The following is a 16,103-nucleotide window of genomic DNA, read 5'->3' as shown; positions in this document are numbered from 1 at the left end:
TGTTCATTCCCTCGAATCACAGACCCCACAACCATAGCCGTCACTCGCCAACCCCGCGAATCTGGCGGCTATCGTGTTGGGCGATATCAATGTGATATTTCGGTATCAAAAATCGACGGTTTATGCCAATAAAGGCTGGGCGACCCGGCGTCTTGAGCGAGGGCGTTCGTTTAGCTTCGGAACCATTGGCGTTGGGCGCCATCCATGCACATGGAACCCTGCTATAAGGTCGCAGTCGCCTACACACCGGCAAGTTGGCATCACGTAAAGGAGCCTGCATGGGCGGTCACCCTTCGACAGTTATCTTCGCACTTGGCCTGTTGGCGCTGCTGAGCGGCTGCGGCCAGGAAAAAGCCGAGCCCAAGCAGCATGCGCGGGTGTTCGTGCAGACCGTGCAGCCGACTGACTACGCAGTGGCCGTCACGCTGACCGGCGATATCCAGGCGCGGGTGCAAACCGATCTGTCTTTTCGCGTGGGGGGCAAGATCATTCAGCGCATGGTCGATGTGGGCGACCATGTCAGCGCCAAGCAAGTGCTGGCCAAGCTCGACCCCAAGGACTTGCAGAGCAGTGTCGACTCCGCCCAGGCCCAGGTCGTGGCCGAGCAGGCGCGGGTCAAGCAGACCGCCGCCGCGTTCGTGCGCCAGGAAAAACTCCTGCCCAAGGGCTACACCAGCCGCAGCGAATACGACACTGCCCAGGCCGCGTTGCGCAGCAGCCAAAGCGCCCTGGCCGCCGCCCAGGCGCAACTGGCCAATGCCCGCGAGCAACTGGGCTACACCGCGCTGTTCGCCGAGGCCCCCGGGGTGATTACTGCGCGCCAGGCTGAAGTGGGCCAGGTGGTGCAGGCCACCGTGCCGATCTTCAGCCTGGCCCGCGAGGGCGAGCGCGACGCGGTATTCGACGTGTACGAGTCGTTGCTGGTGGAACCGCCGGCCGATGCGCCGATCACGGTGAGCCTGTTGGATAACCCCAGTATCAAGGTCCAGGGCCACGTCCGCGAAGTTACCCCGGCCGTCGCTGCCAATACCGGCACGGTGCAAGTCAAAATCGCTCTGGAGGCCCTGCCCGCGGGCATGCATCTGGGCTCGGTGGTCAGCGCTACCGCCAACGGCCCGGCCAAGCCCAGCATCGAGCTGCCATGGTCGGCGCTGACCAAAGACCTCAGCGACCCCGCCGTGTGGCTGGTGGATGGCGACGGCCTGGCGCAGCTGCGCAAGGTCAGTGTGGCGCGTTACCTCACCGGCAAGGTGATCATCAGCGACGGTCTGCAGGGCGGTGAAAAAGTCGTGGTGGCCGGCGGGCAATTGCTGCACCCCGGCATGCGCGTCGAAGTCGCCCAGCCGCCCGACTCGGCCCAGGCCCAAGGAGTGCAACCATGATGCGCCTGACCGGCCTGCTCGCCGCCAGCCTGTTGCTGCTGGCCTGCTCCAAGAACGACCCGCCACCCGAGCCCGTGCGCCCGGTGTTGTCCATGGAAGTGAAAGCCGAAGACCAGGAAACCCTCGGCCGTTTCGCCGGCACCATCCAGGCGCGCTACGAAAGCAACCTGGGGTTCCGCGTGCCCGGGCGCATCGCCCACCGCACTGTGGATGTCGGCGCCGAGGTGGAGAAGGGCGCGGTACTTGCCGTACTCGACCCCACCGACCAGCAGAACCAACTGCGCGCGGTCCAAGGTGACCTCGCCCGCGTGCAGGCGCAGTTCATCAACGCCCAGGCCAGCGCCCGTCGCCAGCAGGCGTTGTTCAACCGTGGCGTCGGCGCCCAGGCCCAGTTGGACGTGGCCCAGACCGACCTGAAAACCACCCAGGCCAGCCTCGACCAGGCGCAGGCCTCGGTCAACCAGGCCAAGGACCAGCTCAACTACGCCCGATTGCGTACCGACCATGGCGGCATCGTTACCGCCTGGAACGCCGAGGCCGGCCAGGTGGTCAGCGCGGGCCAGCAAGTGGTGACCCTGGCGCGCCCGGACATCAAGGAGGCGGTGATCGACCTGCCCGCCGGCCTCGCCGAGCGTCTGCCGCCCGATGTGGTGTTCCTCGTCGCCGGGCAACTCGACCCCAGCGTGAACACCACCGCCACCGTGCGCGAAATCGAACCCCAGGCCCAGAGCGCCACGCGCACCCGTCGCGCGCGCCTGACCCTGGCCGACACGCCGGCGGCTTTTCTGCTGGGTACGGCGATCAGCGTGACCTTGAGCTCGGCCATCCCACCGCGCATCGAACTGCCGTTGAGCGCCTTGCAGCAAATCGGCGGCAAAACGCGGATCTGGTTGCTGGACACCCAAAGCCGGACCGTGCAGCCGCGTGAAGTCACGGTGCTCAGTCGTGACGCCGACAGCGTTTTGCTCAACGGTGGGGTCAAGCCCGGTGAGCGCATCATCGTCGCCGGTGTGAACAGCCTGCAACCGGGGCAAACAGTCAAGATCGACGAGGACAGCCCGCGATGAAAGGGAGTTTCAACTTATCCGAATGGGCCCTCAAGCATCAGTCCTTCGTCTGGTACCTGATGTTCGTCGCGCTGCTGATGGGCGTGTTTTCCTACAAGAACCTGGGCCGCGAGGAAGACCCTTCGTTCACCATCAAAACCATGGTGATCCAGACCCGCTGGCCGGGCGCGACCCAGGAAGAAACGCTCAAACAGGTGACCGACCGCATCGAGAAAAAACTCGAGGAACTCGACGCCCTCGACTACGTGAACAGCTACACCCGGCCCGGTGAGTCCACGGTGTTCGTGTACCTCAAGGACACCACCAGCGCCAAGGCGATCCCCGAGATCTGGTACCAGGTGCGCAAGAAGATCGACGATATTCGCGGCAGCTTCCCCCAGGGCTTGCAGGGGCCGTCGTTCAACGATGAGTTCGGTGACGTGTTCGGCTCGGTGTACGCCTTTACCGGCGACGGCCTGTCGATGCGCCAGCTGCGCGACTACGTGGAGCAGGCGCGCGCCGAGATCCGTGCGGTGCCGGGCCTGGGCAAGGTCGAGCTGATCGGCCAGCAGGACGAAGTGATTTACCTGAATTTCTCCACGCGCAAACTCGCGGCCCTGGGGATCGACCAACGCCAGGTGGTGCAGAGCCTGCAGGCGCAGAACGCAGTGACCCCGGCCGGGGTGATCGAAGCCGGGCCGGAGCGCATTTCCGTGCGGACGTCCGGGCAGTTCGCCTCGGAAAAAGACCTGGCCAACGTCAACCTGCGCCTCAACGACCGCTTCTATCGCCTGGCGGACGTCGCCGACATCAGCCGCGGCTACGTTGACCCGGCGACGCCAATGTTCCGTTTCAACGGCAAGCCGGCGATCGGTTTGGCGATCGCGATGCAGAAGGGCGGCAATATCCAGTCGTTCGGCGAGGCCCTGCACACGCGAATGGACGAACTGACCGCCGACCTGCCGGTGGGGGTCGGCGTCTACAAGGTCTCCGACCAGGCGGAAGTGGTGCAAGAGGCCGTCGGCGGCTTCACCAGCGCGCTGTTCGAAGCGGTGATCATCGTGCTGGTGGTGAGCTTTATCAGCCTCGGCCTGCGTGCCGGGCTGGTGGTGGCGTGCTCGATCCCGCTGGTGCTGGCGCTGGTGTTCGTGTTCATGGAATACACCGGCATCACCATGCAGCGCGTGTCCCTGGGGGCGCTGATCATCGCGCTCGGCTTGCTGGTGGACGACGCGATGATCACCGTGGAGATGATGATCACGCGCCTGGAAAAAGGCGAAACCAAGGCGCAGGCGGCGACCTACGCCTACACCTCCACCGCGTTCCCGATGCTCACCGGCACCCTGGTGACCGTGGCCGGGTTTGTGCCGATCGGCCTCAACGCCAGTTCGGCGGGCGAGTACACCTTCACCCTGTTCGCGGTGATTGCCGTGGCGATGTTGGTGTCGTGGGTGGTGGCGGTGCTGTTTGCGCCGGTGATCGGCGTGCATATCCTCAGCGCCAACGTGAAACCCCACAGTGCCGAACCGGGGCGCATCGGCCGCGCTTTCAATGGCGGCATGCTGTGGGCGATGCGCAACCGCTGGTGGGCCATCGGCATCACCGTGGCGCTGTTCGCGGCGTCGGTGTTTTCCATGCAGTTTGTGCAGAACCAGTTCTTCCCGTCGTCGGACCGTCCGGAGATCCTCGTCGACCTCAACCTGCCGCAAAACGCCTCGATCAACGAAACCCGCAAAGCCGTCGACCGCCTCGAAGCGATCATCAAGGACGACCCGGATATCGAGCGCTGGAGCACTTACATCGGCCAGGGCGCGATCCGTTTCTACCTGCCCCTCGACCAACAACTGGAAAACCCTTACTACGCGCAGTTGGTGATCGTCAGCAAGGGCCTGAAGGCGCGCGGCGAGTTGATCGCGCGCCTGCAAAAACGCCTGCGTGAGGATTTCGTCGGCGTCGGCAGCTTTGTGCAGCCGCTGGAGATGGGCCCGCCGGTGGGGCGGCCGATCCAGTACCGCGTCTCCGGCAAAGACACTGACCAGGTGCGCAAGCACGCCATCGAACTGGCGACCTTGCTGGACAAGAACCGCCACCTGGGCGAGATCATTTACGACTGGAACGAACCGGGCAAAGTCCTGCGCATCGAGATTGCCCAGGACAAGGCGCGGCAGTTGGGCTTGTCTTCCGAAGACGTGGCGCAGTTGATGAACAGCGTGGTCAGCGGCGCGTCGGTGACTCAGGTGCATGACGATATCTACCTGATCGACGTGGTCGGCCGCGCCGAAGATGCCGAGCGCGGCACGCCGGAAACCTTGCAGAACCTGCAGATCGTCACGCCCAACGGCGTCTCGATTCCGCTGCTGGCCTTCGCCACCGTGCGTTATGAGCTGGAACAGCCGCTGGTGTGGCGCCGCGACCGCAAGCCGACCATCACCCTCAAGGTGGCGGTGCGCGACGCGATGCAGCCGACCGATCTGGTCAAACAGCTCAAGCCCGAGATCGATGCGTTCAACGCCGGCCTGCCGGTGGGCTACAAGGTCGCCACCGGCGGCACCGTGGAAGAAAGCGGCAAGGCCCAGGGCCCGATTGCCAGCGTGGTGCCGTTGATGCTGTTTTTGATGGCGACCTTCCTGATGATCCAGCTGCACAGCGTGCAGAAGATGTTCCTGGTGGCCAGCGTCGCGCCGCTGGGGTTGATCGGCGTGGTGCTGGCGCTGGTCCCCACCGGCACGCCCATGGGCTTCGTGGCGATCCTTGGCATTCTGGCGCTGATCGGCATCATCATCCGCAACTCGGTGATCCTGGTGACGCAAATCGAGGAATATGAACTGGCCGGCTACACGCCGTGGGATGCGGTGGTGCAAGCCACCGAACACCGGCGCCGGCCGATCCTGCTGACGGCGGCTGCGGCGAGCCTGGGCATGATCCCGATTGCGCGGGAAGTGTTCTGGGGGCCGATGGCCTACGCGATGATCGGCGGGATCATCATTGCCACGCTGCTGACGCTGTTGTTCCTGCCGGCGCTGTATGTGGCCTGGTACAAGATTCGCGAGCCGAAGCCGGAACATCAGGAAGAGCGCGGTTAAAAATGTGGGAGGCGGCTTGCTCCGGATAGCGGTGCTTCAGTTGGCGCAACTTTGACTGACCCAGCGCTATCCCGAGCAAGCCCCCTCCCACATTTGGAATGTATCGTCAGGCGGTTATTCAGGTTTTGCGCCAGACGCTGGCCAACCAGGGCTGCTGCTCGCGGGGTAGTCCGGCTGGGCGATAGTAGTGCTCCAGTTCCACAAAACCGGCGGCGGTCAGCAACGATTGCCACGCTTCCAAGTCGTGATAAGACCCATATCGCGGCCCATTCCAGCCTTCGCGGTTGTCACCGCGTGGATTGGAACTGAACAACACCCCGCCCGGTTTCAGCGCGCCATGCAGTTGCTTGAGCACACGCGGCAGTTCCTGCTTGGGAATGTGAAACAGCACCGCATTGGCAAAGATCCCGTCGAAGCGTGCGTTGGGTAGGTCCAGCTTCAGGAAGTCCTGCTGCAGCACCTCGCAGCCGCTGTCTTCGCGCGCCATCTGCGCAAAGCGCTCGGAGCCGTCGAGGCCCACGGCGATATGCCCCATGCGCGTAAAGGTCTGCAAATCCCGCCCCGGCCCGCAGCCGAAGTCCAGCACGGTAAACGGCGCCGCGCCCTGGATATGCCGCAGCAGCGCGTCGATGTTCTGGCTCACATCGTGATCGCGGGTGCCTTCACGGAAGTCCTCGGCCACGCTGTTGTAGTGGTCGAGGGTAGTGGCGGTGATCTGGTTGAGGTCGTCGGGGGCGAGTTTCATGGGGAGGCGCTTTGGAGGTGAAGTGCTGACTATATCCCATGTCCAGTTGACTGCCCCCTGAGACGGCTCTTCATTTGATGACTGCGCTTGAATTAATCAGTGAAATTTACGGAGTAGTACGACTCATTGGATAGGATTTGTAGACTCCGTAAAGAGGACATCAAGATGTAACTGTATTTGGGTTGGGGGATGTTGTTAACGGTAGTTGTTGAATTTTGCCGGTGAAGCGGAGTTGCCGCTGCATCGCCAAGCGTGACGGCGGCCAGCGCCAACACCAGCGTCGCGCACCTGGCGCAGGTGGTTATAGTAGACATGGTATTCGCTCCTTGATTCGTCGCAAACGGTGTCGAGCCGATTAAACCTGCATAACCCCCCTCCAACAACTGTCAACCTTGACAGGTCCAAACGAGTGCTCAGCGCGCCAACCGATCCCTACCCAACGATGGCCTACGCGATGATTGACGGGGTCATCATCGCCATGCTGCTGACGCTGTATGTGGCTTGGTACAAGATTCGCGAACCGAAGCAGGGCAGTTGAAAATGTGGGAGGGGGCTTGTATTACCAGGCCGTGACCGTCGAGGCCCGTGGCGATATGGTTCATGCGCGTAAAGGCGTGCCCTGAAGTAACGTCAGTATTGGACAAGCGATCTATAGAAAGTGCTAGCTTTCCAGTTAAAGATCGCTCCTTTGTTGAATGCGAAGGAGTTGTTAACGGTAGTTGTTGAATATTGCCCGTGAAGCGGAGTTGCCGCTGCATCGCCAAGCGTGATGGCAGCCAGCGCCAACACCAGCGTCGCGCACCTGGCGCAGGTGGTTATAGTAGACATGGTATTCGCTCCCTGATTCGTCGCAGACGGTGTCGAGCCGATTAAAGCTGCATAAACCCCCTCCAACAACTGTCGACCTTGACAGGTCCAAACGAGTGCTCAGCGCGTGTTCAGCCCCCGCGCTTTGTGAATTAATCACAGTGATGAGTAAGGGTGAGGGTGGAAGTCCACTCACACTACATGTCAGTCAGTGTCTATTTGTATTGGAGCTTCTGTGTAAACACATTATTACCCCAGTTAAAGATCCCTCCTTTGTTGAACGTGAAGGAGTCGTTAACGGTAGTTGTCGAATATTGCCCGTGAAGCGGAATTGCCGCTGCATCGCCAAGCGTGACGGCGGCCAGCGCCAACACCAGCGTGGCGCACCTGGCGCAGGTGGTTACAGTGGACATGGTATTCGCTCCCTGATCCGTCGCAGACAGTGTCGAGCCGATTAAACCCGCGAAAACCCCCTCCAACAACTGTCAACCTTGACAGGTACAAACGAGTGCTCAGCGCTTGTTCAGCCCCCGCGCCAAGCGGTCTCCGCCCAGCTGAATCACCGCCACCAGCAGCACCAGCAGCACAATCACCGTGAGCATGATCTGCGTATCAAAGCGCTGATAACCATAGCGGTAGGCAATATCCCCCAACCCACCTGCACCAATCGCCCCAGCCATGGCCGAGGAGTTGATCATGGTCACCAGGGTGATGGTGAACCCGCCGACGATCCCCGGCAGCGCTTCGGGCAACAGTACGTGCCAGATGATGTGCCAGCGCCGGCAGCCCATGGCTTGTGCGGCTTCGATCAAGCCGTGGTCGACTTCGCGCAGGCTCACTTCGGCGATGCGCGCAAAGAACGGCGTCGCGGCGATGGTCAGCGGCACTACCGCCGCCCACACGCCGTAGGTGGTGCCGACGATCAGCCGGGTGAACGGGATCAGCGCCACCATCAGGATCAGAAACGGAATCGAGCGGAACAGATTGACGAACGCCCCCAGCACCCGGTTCAGCGCCGGAGCCTGGTAGATGCCGCCCTTGTCGCTGGTGACCAGGAACACCGCCAGCGGAATCCCCACCAGCAACGCGATCAGCGACGACACGCCGACCATCAACAGCGTGTCAATGGCGCCCTGCACTAAACGATCAAACCACATAACCCAACACCTCCACCTGTTGTGCCCAATGCCCGGCGCGGCTGCGCAGTGTGTCGGGGTCATGGGGCGAGCCATTCACCGCCAGCAGCAATTGCCCCAGGGCATGCCCCTGAATCCGTTCCACGCCGCCTTGCAGCAAGCGCACGCGCCCGCCGAGGGCGCCGAACAGCGCGGCCAGGTCGGGTTCATCGGTGGCGCTGCCGGTGAACTGCAAGCGCAGTACCAGCGCGGCGTCAGCCGAGGCCGGCGTGGGTTGCAGGCGGCTTTGCAGTTCTTCCGACAGGCCGTGTTGCAGCGGCGCCAGCAGGGTTCGGCTGACCTCGTGCCGCGGGTTGCCGAATACTTCCCACACCGGGCCTTGCTCGACGATGCGCCCGTGTTCGAGCACCACCACGCGGTCGCAGATCTCGCGAATCACCGCCATCTCATGGGTGATCAACACGATGGTCAGGCCCAGCCGTTGGTTGATCTCGCGCAGCAGGCCGAGGATCGATTGGGTGGTCTCCGGGTCGAGGGCCGAGGTGGCCTCGTCGCACAGCAGAATCTCTGGGTCGTGGACCAGCGAACGGGCGATGCCCACGCGCTGTTTCTGCCCGCCGGAGAGTTGCGCCGGGTAGGCCTTGTGCTTGTCCTTCAGGCCCACCAGCTCCAGCAGTTCACGCACTTTCTGCTCGCGCTGCAACTTGGGGACGCCGGCGACTTTGAGCGGCAACTCGACGTTCTGCCACACGGTCTTGGCCGACATCAGGTTGAAGTGCTGGAAGATCATGCCGATGCGCCGCCGCAGCGCCACCAGGCGGTCTTCGTCGAACGCGCCGATGTCGACCTGATCGATCAGCACGCGCCCGCTGCTGGGTTGTTCCAGGCGGTTGATGGTGCGGATCAGCGACGACTTGCCGGCGCCGCTGCGGCCGATGATGCCGAACACTTCGCCGCGCTGGATCGCCAGGTCGATGCCTTGCAGCGCGTGTACCGTGCCGTCGTAGGTCTTGCCCAGGTTGATAAAGCGCACATGGGCGCGGTTGAGGTGCGGATGCAGTTCAGTCTGCTCGGCGTTCCTGGGTGGTGTGCCCAGGTCGCGCAGTTGGATGTTGGCGGCCGTCATGTTCAACCTTCCCAGCCGACTTGGTAGAGCTTGCCGAGGGATTTATCCAGGGCGGCGCGCACCACCGGCGAGTGCTGGTAGATGTCGACGAACTTGATCACCCGCGGGTCGGTTTTGGCTTTCGGCTGGATCACGAACTGGATCACGTATTCCGGGTGGTCGAGGCCGTCGAACAGCAGCGCCGACTCGGCATCGAAGGTCTTGGACAGGCGGATATACGCCGGATAACCCTGCACCAGATCCGCATCGTCATAGGCGCGCACCAACTGCACGGCCTCGACTTGCAGGATCTTGAGCTGCTTCGGGTTGGCGATGATGTCTTCTTCGGTGGCCTTGTAACCCACGCCCGGCTTGAGCGTGATCAGCCCCGCCTTGGCCAGCAGTTGCAGGCCGCGCCCGCTGTTGATCGGGTCGTTGGCAATCGCCACGCTGGCGCCTTGGGGCAGGTCGTTGAAGCTTTTGTATTTTTTCGAATACAGCCCGACGTTGTTGATGATGCCCGGCGCATACGGCACCAGATCAAACCCGGCGGCGGCCTTGGCGTTTTCCAGGAAGGGGATGTGCTGGAAGTAGTTCACGTCGATATCGCCGGCGGCCAGGCTGACGTTGGGCGCGATCCAGTCGGTGAACTCCACCAGCTCGACGTTCAAGCCTTGCTTACCGGCCTCGGCCACGGCGGCTTCCAGGGGAATTGCGAAGGCCGCGGTGGTGCCGACTTTCAGCGGCGCGTCGGCGGCGAACAGCGTCGAACTGAACAGCCCGAAGGCCAGGGCCAGGGCTTTGACTGGGTGGGACAACAGGGTCTTTTTCATAGGTAGTTTCCAATGTGTAGGAGCGAGCTTGCTCGCGAAAAACTTGAGGGCGCTGCGGGGTATCAGAGGCCCCGCGTTATCGTTGACGATCTTCGCGAGCGAGCTCGCTCCTACAGGGGGCCGTGGCGGTAGGTGGAGCCGGTGTGTTGTTCGGGTAAGCGGGCGCCGCCGTGGAAGACTTTTTCCCGCAGCGTTCCAGTGTCGTAAGCGGTCTTGTACGACCCACGCCGCTGCAACTCCGGCACCACCAGGTCGATGAAGTCCACATAGCTTTCCGGGGTGACGATGCGTGTGAGGTTGAAGCCATCCAGCCCGGTTTCAGCGACCCAGGATTCCAGCTCGTCCGCCACTTGCTCGGGCGAGCCGACCACGGTGATGTAGCGCCCGCCGAGGGCGTGCTGCTCGAGTAATTTGCGGCGGGTCCAATCGTTGTTCTGCAGGTGCTGGGTGGCGGACTGGATCGCGTTGCTCTTCACGTACTGGATCGGTTCGTCGAGGGCGTACTGGGAAAAATCGATCGCCGTGGACGCCGAAAAATGCGCCACGCCGGCTTCCGCGCTGGCATAGCTCAGGTACTCGGCATGCTTGGCCCAGGCCAGTTCCTCAGTGGCGCCAACGATCACGTTGAGGCCCATGAACACCTTGATGTCGTGCGGGTTGCGCCCGGCCGCCACCGCGCTGGCGCGCACCTTGTCCACCTGGAGCCGGGTGCTGGCCTTGTCCCGCCCGCTGATGAACACGCACTCGGCATGCCGTCCGGCGAACACCAGGCCACGCGCCGAAGTGCCAGCCTGGAACAGCAGCGGTGTGCGTTGCGGCGACGGTTCGCACAGGTGATAACCCTCCACCTGGTAGAACTCACCGTGGTGCTCGACTTTGTGCACCTTGCCCGGCTGCGCATACACCCGCGCCTGCGGATCGTTGAGCACGGCGTCGTCTTCCCAGCTGCCTTCCCAGAGTTTGTACAGCACTTCCAGATACTCATCGGCCTGGTCGTAGCGTCGGTCATGTTCGACCTGTTCGGTCAGGCCCATGGCCTTGGCGGCGCTGTCGAGGTAGCCGGTGACGATGTTCCAGCCGACCCGACCACGGCTCAGGTGGTCGAGGGTGGACATGCGCCGGGCGAACAGATACGGCGGCTCGTAGGTCAGGTTGGCGGTCAGGCCGAAACCGAGGTGTTGGGTCACGGCGGCCATGGCCGAGAGCAGCAGCAACGGGTCGTTGACCGGCAGTTGGATCGACTCTTTGAGCGGCACGTCGATGGCGTCCTGGTACACGTCGTAGACGCCGACGATATCGGCAATGAACAACCCGTCGAACAGCCCGCGCTCCAGGGTTCGCGCCAGGTCGGTCCAATACTCGAGGGTTTTGTACTGGGTGGACGTGTCCCGCGGGTGCGTCCACAAGCCGTGATTGATATGCCCGATGCAGTTCATGTTGAAGGCATTGAGCAGGATTTTTTTCTTCGCCATTCAGATGGTCCCCCGCAGTGGCGGTTTTTCATCGTTGAGGTAGTAATTACCCACGGCGTGGTACTTCCAGCGCACCGGGTCGTGCAGGGTATGCACGCGGGCGTTGCGCCAGTGGCGATCGAGGCCGTGCTCGGCCAGGGTCGCCTGGCTGCCGGCCAGTTCGAACAGGGTGCTGCCGGCCGCCAGGGAAATTTCGGTGCTCAGGGCGCGTGCTTCGGCGACCGCGATCGAGGCGGCGGCCACGGTCTCGGCGTGGCTGTCGGCCTGGGCGCGGTCGAGAAACTCGCCTGCGCGCTCCAGCAAGGCTTCGGCGGCGTGCAGGCGAATGCTCAAGTGGCCGAAGCTCTTCAGCGTCAGCGGGTCTTCGCTGGCCTTGTCGCTGCCGGAGTCGATCCACGGGCGGGTCTTGGTGCGTACAAAGTGCAGCGCGTCCTCGAAGGCGGCGCGGGCGATGCCGGTGTCGATGGCGGCGTGGAGGATCTGCGCCAGCGGGCCGACGGTGGTCGGGCGTTCGAAGGCACTCTGGAACGGGAGCACGTCGTGCGCTGCGACCCGCACGTTGTCGAACACCACCGAACCGCTGCCGGTGGTGCGCTGGCCGAAGCCGCTCCAGTCGTCGATCACCGTCAGGCCCGCGCTGTCGCGGGGCACGAAGGCCAGGTGCTGGATGCCGTTCTCGTCCACCACGGAGGTCGGGATACGTTGCGCGTAGATCGCGCCGGTGGCGTAGAACTTGCGGCCGTTGATCCGAAAACCGTCGCCGTCGCGGGTGAGGCGGGTCACGCGGTCGTGGGCGGTCTTGGTGCCCAGTTCCGCCAGGGCGTTGCCGAAGCGCTGGCCGGCCAGCACCTCGGCGTACAGGCGTTGTTGCTGCGCGGGGCTGCCGTTCACGCGCAGCACTTCGAGGGCGTAGAAATGGTTTTGCGGGATCTGGCCCAGCGAGGCGTCGGCCTGGGCGATCAGCGCGATGACCTTGGCCAGGGTGACGTTGGACACGCCAGCGCCGCCGTAGGCTTTCGGCACGCTGATGCCCCACAGGCCGGAGCGCGAAAATACGTCCAGTTCGGGCAGCGGCAGGCGGCGCTCGCGGTCGCGCTGGGCGCTGTCACGGCGCAGGTCTTCAGCCAGGTCGCTGGCGACAATCAGGGCTTGTTCGTCGCTGGTGATGAGCGCGACGTGGGTAGATAAAGTCATCGGTGTTCTCCAGAAGCGCGTGGAAAAAGTGTTCTGGGCGGTTAGATCCAGGAGTGACGAGCCGGCAATGTGCCGTTCAGGCGATAAGCGCCCACCGCGTGATACTTCCAGCGCACCGGGTCGTGCAGGGTGTGGACCCGGGCATTGCGCCAGTGGCGGTCGAGGTTGAATTCGGCGAGGGTGGCGCGGCTGCCGGCCAGTTCGAAGAGTTTTTCGCTGGTCAGCAGCGACACTTCGGTGGTCAACACCTTGGCCTCGGCTACGGCAATCGAGGCGCGTGCGGCGGACTGCGCGGTGATTGGCGCGGCGCTGACCTGGTCCAGCACCTGGCCGGCCTTGCGCAGCAGGGCTTCGGCGGCGTGCAGTTCGATCTTCAATTTGCCGATGTCGGCGATCACATACAGGTCATCGCTGGCGCGTTCGACCTTGGCGTCGATCCACGGGCGTGAGCGCTCGCGGACGAACGCAATGGCGTCATCCAGCGCGCCACGGGCAATGCCGGCGTCGATGGCTGCCTGGATCAATTGCGAGACCGCGCCCTGGATATTCGGGCTTTGGCCGAGGCGCCAGTTTTCGACCACCAGCTCTGCGTCCACCGGCACCCGGTCGAGCAGCACGGTGCCGCTGGTGGTGGTGCGTTGGCCGAAGCCGGACCAGTCGTCGACGATGCGCAGCCCTTGCGTGCCACGGCGCACAAACGCCATGACCTGCTTGCCGTCGTCGTTCAGCGCCTTCACCGCGACCCAATGGGCGAACAGGGCGCCGGTGGAGTAGAACTTCTGGCCGCTGATCACGTAACCGTCGCCTTCGGCGCTGATCCGCGCCTTGAGCTCCAGGGTGTTTTTGGTGCCGCGCTCCGGGCCGCCGTTACCGATGCGCCAGCCGTCGAGCACGCTCTGGAACAGCTGTTTTTTCTGGCGCTCGGTGGCCGCGCCCTGCAGCAGGTGCAGGATGCCGAAATGGTTCTGCGGGATCTGCCCGAGGGCCGGGTCGGCCGCGCTGATGATCGCGAAGACTTCGGCCAGGGTGGTGAACGACACCTGCGGGCCGCCGTACTCGCGGGGAATGGAAATACTGCCCAGACCACTGCGGGTGAATTGCTCGATCTGCGCCCAGGGCAGCTTGCGCTGCTGGTCGCGCTTGGCGGCCTGTACGCGCGCGGCCTGGGCCAACTCATGGGCCGCGCTCAGCGCTTGGGCATCGTTGCGCAGCACAACGGCCGGCAACAGCAGGGGGGCGACGTCCAGATCACTCTGGGGGGGTGTTAGAGCCAAGTTAGACATCAGCGCCGCTCCTTGGCTGCACGTAATGCCCTGGCGTTATGCACCGGGGTAATTCTGACCATACCGACCTCGCATTCAATGAAATGGAAACAAAACAATCAGGAATGTCCGGTGGTCCGGTTTATATACCCTAAACGTGTTAAATATTTAAATAAACTAACTTTTAGGAATATGCATAGAAGGGCCGTTACCCACGCTTCAGGGGCGACGCGGTTGATAGATCTGCGCGGCGCTGGAAGGGCGCTTCGGCGTCGCCGGCACATAGGCGGCGATGCGCAGTGTGCGGGCCGGCGCCCAGCGTGAGTTATTGCCCACCCGATCGAGAATGCAGTACGTGACGTCCAGCCGGCTGTCGTCGCCGGCTTCGATGATGATCGCCGACGGCACCCACACCTGCACCGCGATGCCGACGGCTCGGGCCTGTATTTTCGGCAGGTCCAGGCGCGCATCGCCCCAGCGCAGGGTGATGGCGTCGCCGCGGGTCATGTTCAGGTAGGGTTCGATGGTCAGCGGAATACCGCGCCGCACCTGGCTGCTGTTGACGCCGTAGCGACGAATCATGTCGGGCAGGCCCACAGGGGCGAGGTTCTGGTTTTCGTCGCTGTACAGCGCGCTCGGTTGGCCGCCCGGGTAGTTGGTCTTGACCTGCACCGTGGTCACCGCTGAGCGTGCGGGGCCGTGGCCGATCTGCATGACCTGGTAGTGAACCCGCGCATGGCCGTCCTGCACAAAGCTTTCCGGCACCCGCAGTTGGGTGGCGGTGCCGACCTTGCACGCGGTGATACGCCGCGAGTCGGCAAAGCAGTTGTTCCAGAACAGCTCGATCAGGTCACCCTCATCCATGCCGGGGTAGGGCGCGATGTCGACTTGCAGCTGTGTGGCGGCCAGGGCGTTGATGCCGTTGCCAAGTGCCTGGGGCAGGGTCGGGGCAGTGAGCAGGGCCGGGGTTGCGGTGCGCGTCATAGTAATCTCCTTGATGCAGCCAGCAGCAATCGTTCCGGACCCTTGGCGCGGGAACGCGACGGGGGCCGAAAGGAACGATTCAGTGAAAAGCCGGGATAGGATCCAATCCTCTGGGCGCTAGATAAGAGCGTTGGCCGGAGGGCGTCAATGGCGGCAAAAGGCTAAACGGCGGGTTTGGGACGATTCAGAACGGTCTGACTGGGCGCGGGAATTTCGGGGGTGGCGCGGGGGCTGTTTTACCCAGGCAGGCCGGGCGTGTGCGGGAGCGGGCTCCCCCACACGCGTTGTGCTGCCGGTGGGCGCGCGTCAATGCGCGAGAAACTTGCTCAGGAACTGTTTCGTGCGTTCTTCCCTGGGGTTGGCGAACAACGCCTTGGCCTCGCCTTGCTCCACGATCACCCCTTTGTCGAAGAAGATCACCCGGTTGGCGACATCCCGGGCAAAGCTCATTTCGTGGGTGACGATCACCATGGTGCGGTTTTCTTCGGCCAGGCTGCGAATGGTCGCCAGCACTTCGCCCACCAGTTCCGGGTCGAGGGCCGAGGTGGGTTCGTCGAACAGGATCACCTCCGGCTCCATGGCCAACGCCCGGGCAATCGCCACGCGCTGTTGCTGGCCGCCGGAGAGGCGCCGGGGGTAGGCGTCTTCCTTGCCGGCCAGGCCGACCCGCGCCAACAGCGTGCGGCCCAGGGCGGTCGCGGCCTCACGGGGCATCTTCTTGACCACGGTCGGGCCTTCGATGACGTTTTCCAGCGCGGTGCGGTGCGGGAACAGGTTGAAGTTCTGGAACACAAAACCCACGTGCTGGCGCAGGCGCCGCACCAGGCCCTGTTGCTGGTTGAGCGGTTTGCTGCTGTCGATCTCGATGTCACCGACCTTGATGCGACCGCTGGTGGGGGTTTCGAGGAAGTTCAGGCAGCGCAGGAACGTGGTCTTGCCGGAGCCGCTGGGGCCGATGATGGCGACGACTTCGCCTTCCTTGACCTCCAGGTCGATGCCGTTGAGCACCACCTGGCCGTTGAATTGTTTGGTCAGTTTTTCAACCACGATCATG

The 16,103-nt window shown here is 63.4% G+C and carries 15 protein-coding genes; 4 read left to right on the top strand and 11 right to left on the bottom strand.

The window, feature by feature from the left end:
• Positions 1-278 precede the first annotated feature (278 nt).
• From TU80_RS27835 to TU80_RS27825, 3 genes are read left to right on the top strand one after another with little or no spacing between them, the layout of a single operon-like run.
• Positions 279-1,382, top strand: a complete 1,104-nt coding sequence (locus tag TU80_RS27835) for an efflux RND transporter periplasmic adaptor subunit (protein WP_057005864.1) — start codon at positions 279-281, stop codon at positions 1,380-1,382.
• The gene (locus TU80_RS27830) at positions 1,379-2,449 is read left to right on the top strand and encodes an efflux RND transporter periplasmic adaptor subunit (protein ID WP_057005863.1); all 1,071 of its coding nucleotides are present in this window, start codon (positions 1,379-1,381) and stop codon (positions 2,447-2,449) included. The genes TU80_RS27835 and TU80_RS27830 overlap by 4 nt, the downstream gene beginning before the upstream one ends.
• Entirely contained in the window at positions 2,446-5,511 is a 3,066-nt protein-coding gene (locus tag TU80_RS27825; RefSeq protein WP_057005862.1) for an efflux RND transporter permease subunit, read from the top strand. The genes TU80_RS27830 and TU80_RS27825 overlap by 4 nt, the downstream gene beginning before the upstream one ends.
• A gap of 118 nt (positions 5,512-5,629) precedes the next feature.
• Here the strand turns inward: TU80_RS27825 and TU80_RS27820 are convergent, their stop codons facing one another.
• On the bottom strand, positions 5,630-6,256 hold the full coding sequence (locus TU80_RS27820; protein ID WP_046385066.1) for a class I SAM-dependent methyltransferase: 627 nt from the start codon (positions 6,254-6,256) through the stop codon (positions 5,630-5,632).
• 409 nt (positions 6,257-6,665) lie between these two features.
• Here TU80_RS27820 and TU80_RS33760 point away from each other — a divergent pair, with 409 nt between their 5' ends.
• Positions 6,666-6,794, top strand: coding sequence for a hypothetical protein (locus TU80_RS33760; protein ID WP_256591055.1), 129 nt, complete (start codon positions 6,666-6,668; stop codon positions 6,792-6,794).
• Positions 6,795-6,886: 92 nt separating this feature from the next.
• Here TU80_RS33760 and TU80_RS32835 read toward each other — a convergent pair whose 3' ends face one another.
• From TU80_RS32835 to tcyN, 10 genes are all read right to left on the bottom strand, one after another.
• The gene (locus tag TU80_RS32835) at positions 6,887-7,084 is read right to left on the bottom strand and encodes a hypothetical protein (RefSeq protein ID WP_126587727.1); all 198 of its coding nucleotides are present in this window, start codon (positions 7,082-7,084) and stop codon (positions 6,887-6,889) included.
• A gap of 194 nt (positions 7,085-7,278) precedes the next feature.
• A complete protein-coding gene (locus tag TU80_RS27815) occupies positions 7,279-7,476 on the bottom strand; it encodes a hypothetical protein (RefSeq protein WP_134939535.1) in 198 nt (65 codons plus the stop codon).
• A gap of 99 nt (positions 7,477-7,575) precedes the next feature.
• Positions 7,576-8,220, bottom strand: a complete 645-nt coding sequence (locus TU80_RS27810) for a methionine ABC transporter permease (RefSeq protein WP_010214125.1) — start codon at positions 8,218-8,220, stop codon at positions 7,576-7,578.
• Positions 8,210-9,325, bottom strand: a complete 1,116-nt coding sequence (locus TU80_RS27805; RefSeq protein WP_017848595.1) for a methionine ABC transporter ATP-binding protein — start codon at positions 9,323-9,325, stop codon at positions 8,210-8,212. Before TU80_RS27805 ends, TU80_RS27810 begins: the two co-directional genes overlap by 11 nt.
• Positions 9,326-9,327: 2 nt before the next feature.
• The gene (locus TU80_RS27800) at positions 9,328-10,137 is read right to left on the bottom strand and encodes a MetQ/NlpA family ABC transporter substrate-binding protein (protein ID WP_046385063.1); all 810 of its coding nucleotides are present in this window, start codon (positions 10,135-10,137) and stop codon (positions 9,328-9,330) included.
• Positions 10,138-10,247: 110 nt separating this feature from the next.
• A complete protein-coding gene (locus TU80_RS27795) occupies positions 10,248-11,609 on the bottom strand; it encodes an LLM class flavin-dependent oxidoreductase (RefSeq protein ID WP_046385062.1) in 1,362 nt (453 codons plus the stop codon).
• The gene (locus TU80_RS27790; protein ID WP_057005860.1) at positions 11,610-12,803 is read right to left on the bottom strand and encodes an SfnB family sulfur acquisition oxidoreductase; all 1,194 of its coding nucleotides are present in this window, start codon (positions 12,801-12,803) and stop codon (positions 11,610-11,612) included. It abuts the gene before it with no gap.
• A gap of 41 nt (positions 12,804-12,844) precedes the next feature.
• Positions 12,845-14,086 (bottom strand): SfnB family sulfur acquisition oxidoreductase, encoded by a 1,242-nt coding sequence (locus tag TU80_RS27785; RefSeq protein WP_057005859.1) that lies wholly within the window; start codon positions 14,084-14,086, stop codon positions 12,845-12,847.
• Between the two features lie 198 nt (positions 14,087-14,284).
• Positions 14,285-15,049 (bottom strand): hypothetical protein, encoded by a 765-nt coding sequence (locus TU80_RS27780; protein ID WP_017848590.1) that lies wholly within the window; start codon positions 15,047-15,049, stop codon positions 14,285-14,287.
• 306 nt (positions 15,050-15,355) lie between these two features.
• A complete protein-coding gene (gene tcyN, locus TU80_RS27775) occupies positions 15,356-16,102 on the bottom strand; it encodes an L-cystine ABC transporter ATP-binding protein TcyN (RefSeq protein ID WP_046385059.1) in 747 nt (248 codons plus the stop codon).
• Between the last annotated feature and the right edge of the window lies 1 nt (position 16,103).

Origin of the sequence: Pseudomonas veronii, assembly GCF_001439695.1 — a bacterium.
Taxonomy (GTDB): Bacteria; Pseudomonadota; Gammaproteobacteria; order Pseudomonadales; family Pseudomonadaceae; genus Aquipseudomonas; species Aquipseudomonas veronii.
Note: the sequence above shows the minus strand (reverse complement) of the source record. Positions and strands in the feature narration are given on the sequence as shown.

What these genes read in the sequence shown, in the direction of transcription:
- TU80_RS32835 (WP_126587727.1), bottom strand. Translation starts at nt 7,084, where the DNA reads ATGTCTACTATAACCACCTGCGCCAGGTGCGCGACGCTGGTGTTGGCG.
- TU80_RS27780 (WP_017848590.1), bottom strand. Translation starts at nt 15,049, where the DNA reads ATGACGCGCACCGCAACCCCGGCCCTGCTCACTGCCCCGACCCTGCCC.
- TU80_RS27835 (WP_057005864.1), top strand. Translation starts at nt 279, where the DNA reads ATGGGCGGTCACCCTTCGACAGTTATCTTCGCACTTGGCCTGTTGGCG.
- TU80_RS27785 (WP_057005859.1), bottom strand. Translation starts at nt 14,086, where the DNA reads ATGTCTAACTTGGCTCTAACACCCCCCCAGAGTGATCTGGACGTCGCC.
- TU80_RS27790 (WP_057005860.1), bottom strand. Translation starts at nt 12,803, where the DNA reads ATGACTTTATCTACCCACGTCGCGCTCATCACCAGCGACGAACAAGCC.
- TU80_RS27820 (WP_046385066.1), bottom strand. Translation starts at nt 6,256, where the DNA reads ATGAAACTCGCCCCCGACGACCTCAACCAGATCACCGCCACTACCCTC.
- TU80_RS27805 (WP_017848595.1), bottom strand. Translation starts at nt 9,325, where the DNA reads ATGACGGCCGCCAACATCCAACTGCGCGACCTGGGCACACCACCCAGG.
- TU80_RS27810 (WP_010214125.1), bottom strand. Translation starts at nt 8,220, where the DNA reads ATGTGGTTTGATCGTTTAGTGCAGGGCGCCATTGACACGCTGTTGATG.
- tcyN (WP_046385059.1), bottom strand. Translation starts at nt 16,102, where the DNA reads ATGATCGTGGTTGAAAAACTGACCAAACAATTCAACGGCCAGGTGGTG.
- TU80_RS27815 (WP_134939535.1), bottom strand. Translation starts at nt 7,476, where the DNA reads ATGTCCACTGTAACCACCTGCGCCAGGTGCGCCACGCTGGTGTTGGCG.
- TU80_RS27830 (WP_057005863.1), top strand. Translation starts at nt 1,379, where the DNA reads ATGATGCGCCTGACCGGCCTGCTCGCCGCCAGCCTGTTGCTGCTGGCC.
- TU80_RS27825 (WP_057005862.1), top strand. Translation starts at nt 2,446, where the DNA reads ATGAAAGGGAGTTTCAACTTATCCGAATGGGCCCTCAAGCATCAGTCC.
- TU80_RS27795 (WP_046385062.1), bottom strand. Translation starts at nt 11,609, where the DNA reads ATGGCGAAGAAAAAAATCCTGCTCAATGCCTTCAACATGAACTGCATC.
- TU80_RS27800 (WP_046385063.1), bottom strand. Translation starts at nt 10,137, where the DNA reads ATGAAAAAGACCCTGTTGTCCCACCCAGTCAAAGCCCTGGCCCTGGCC.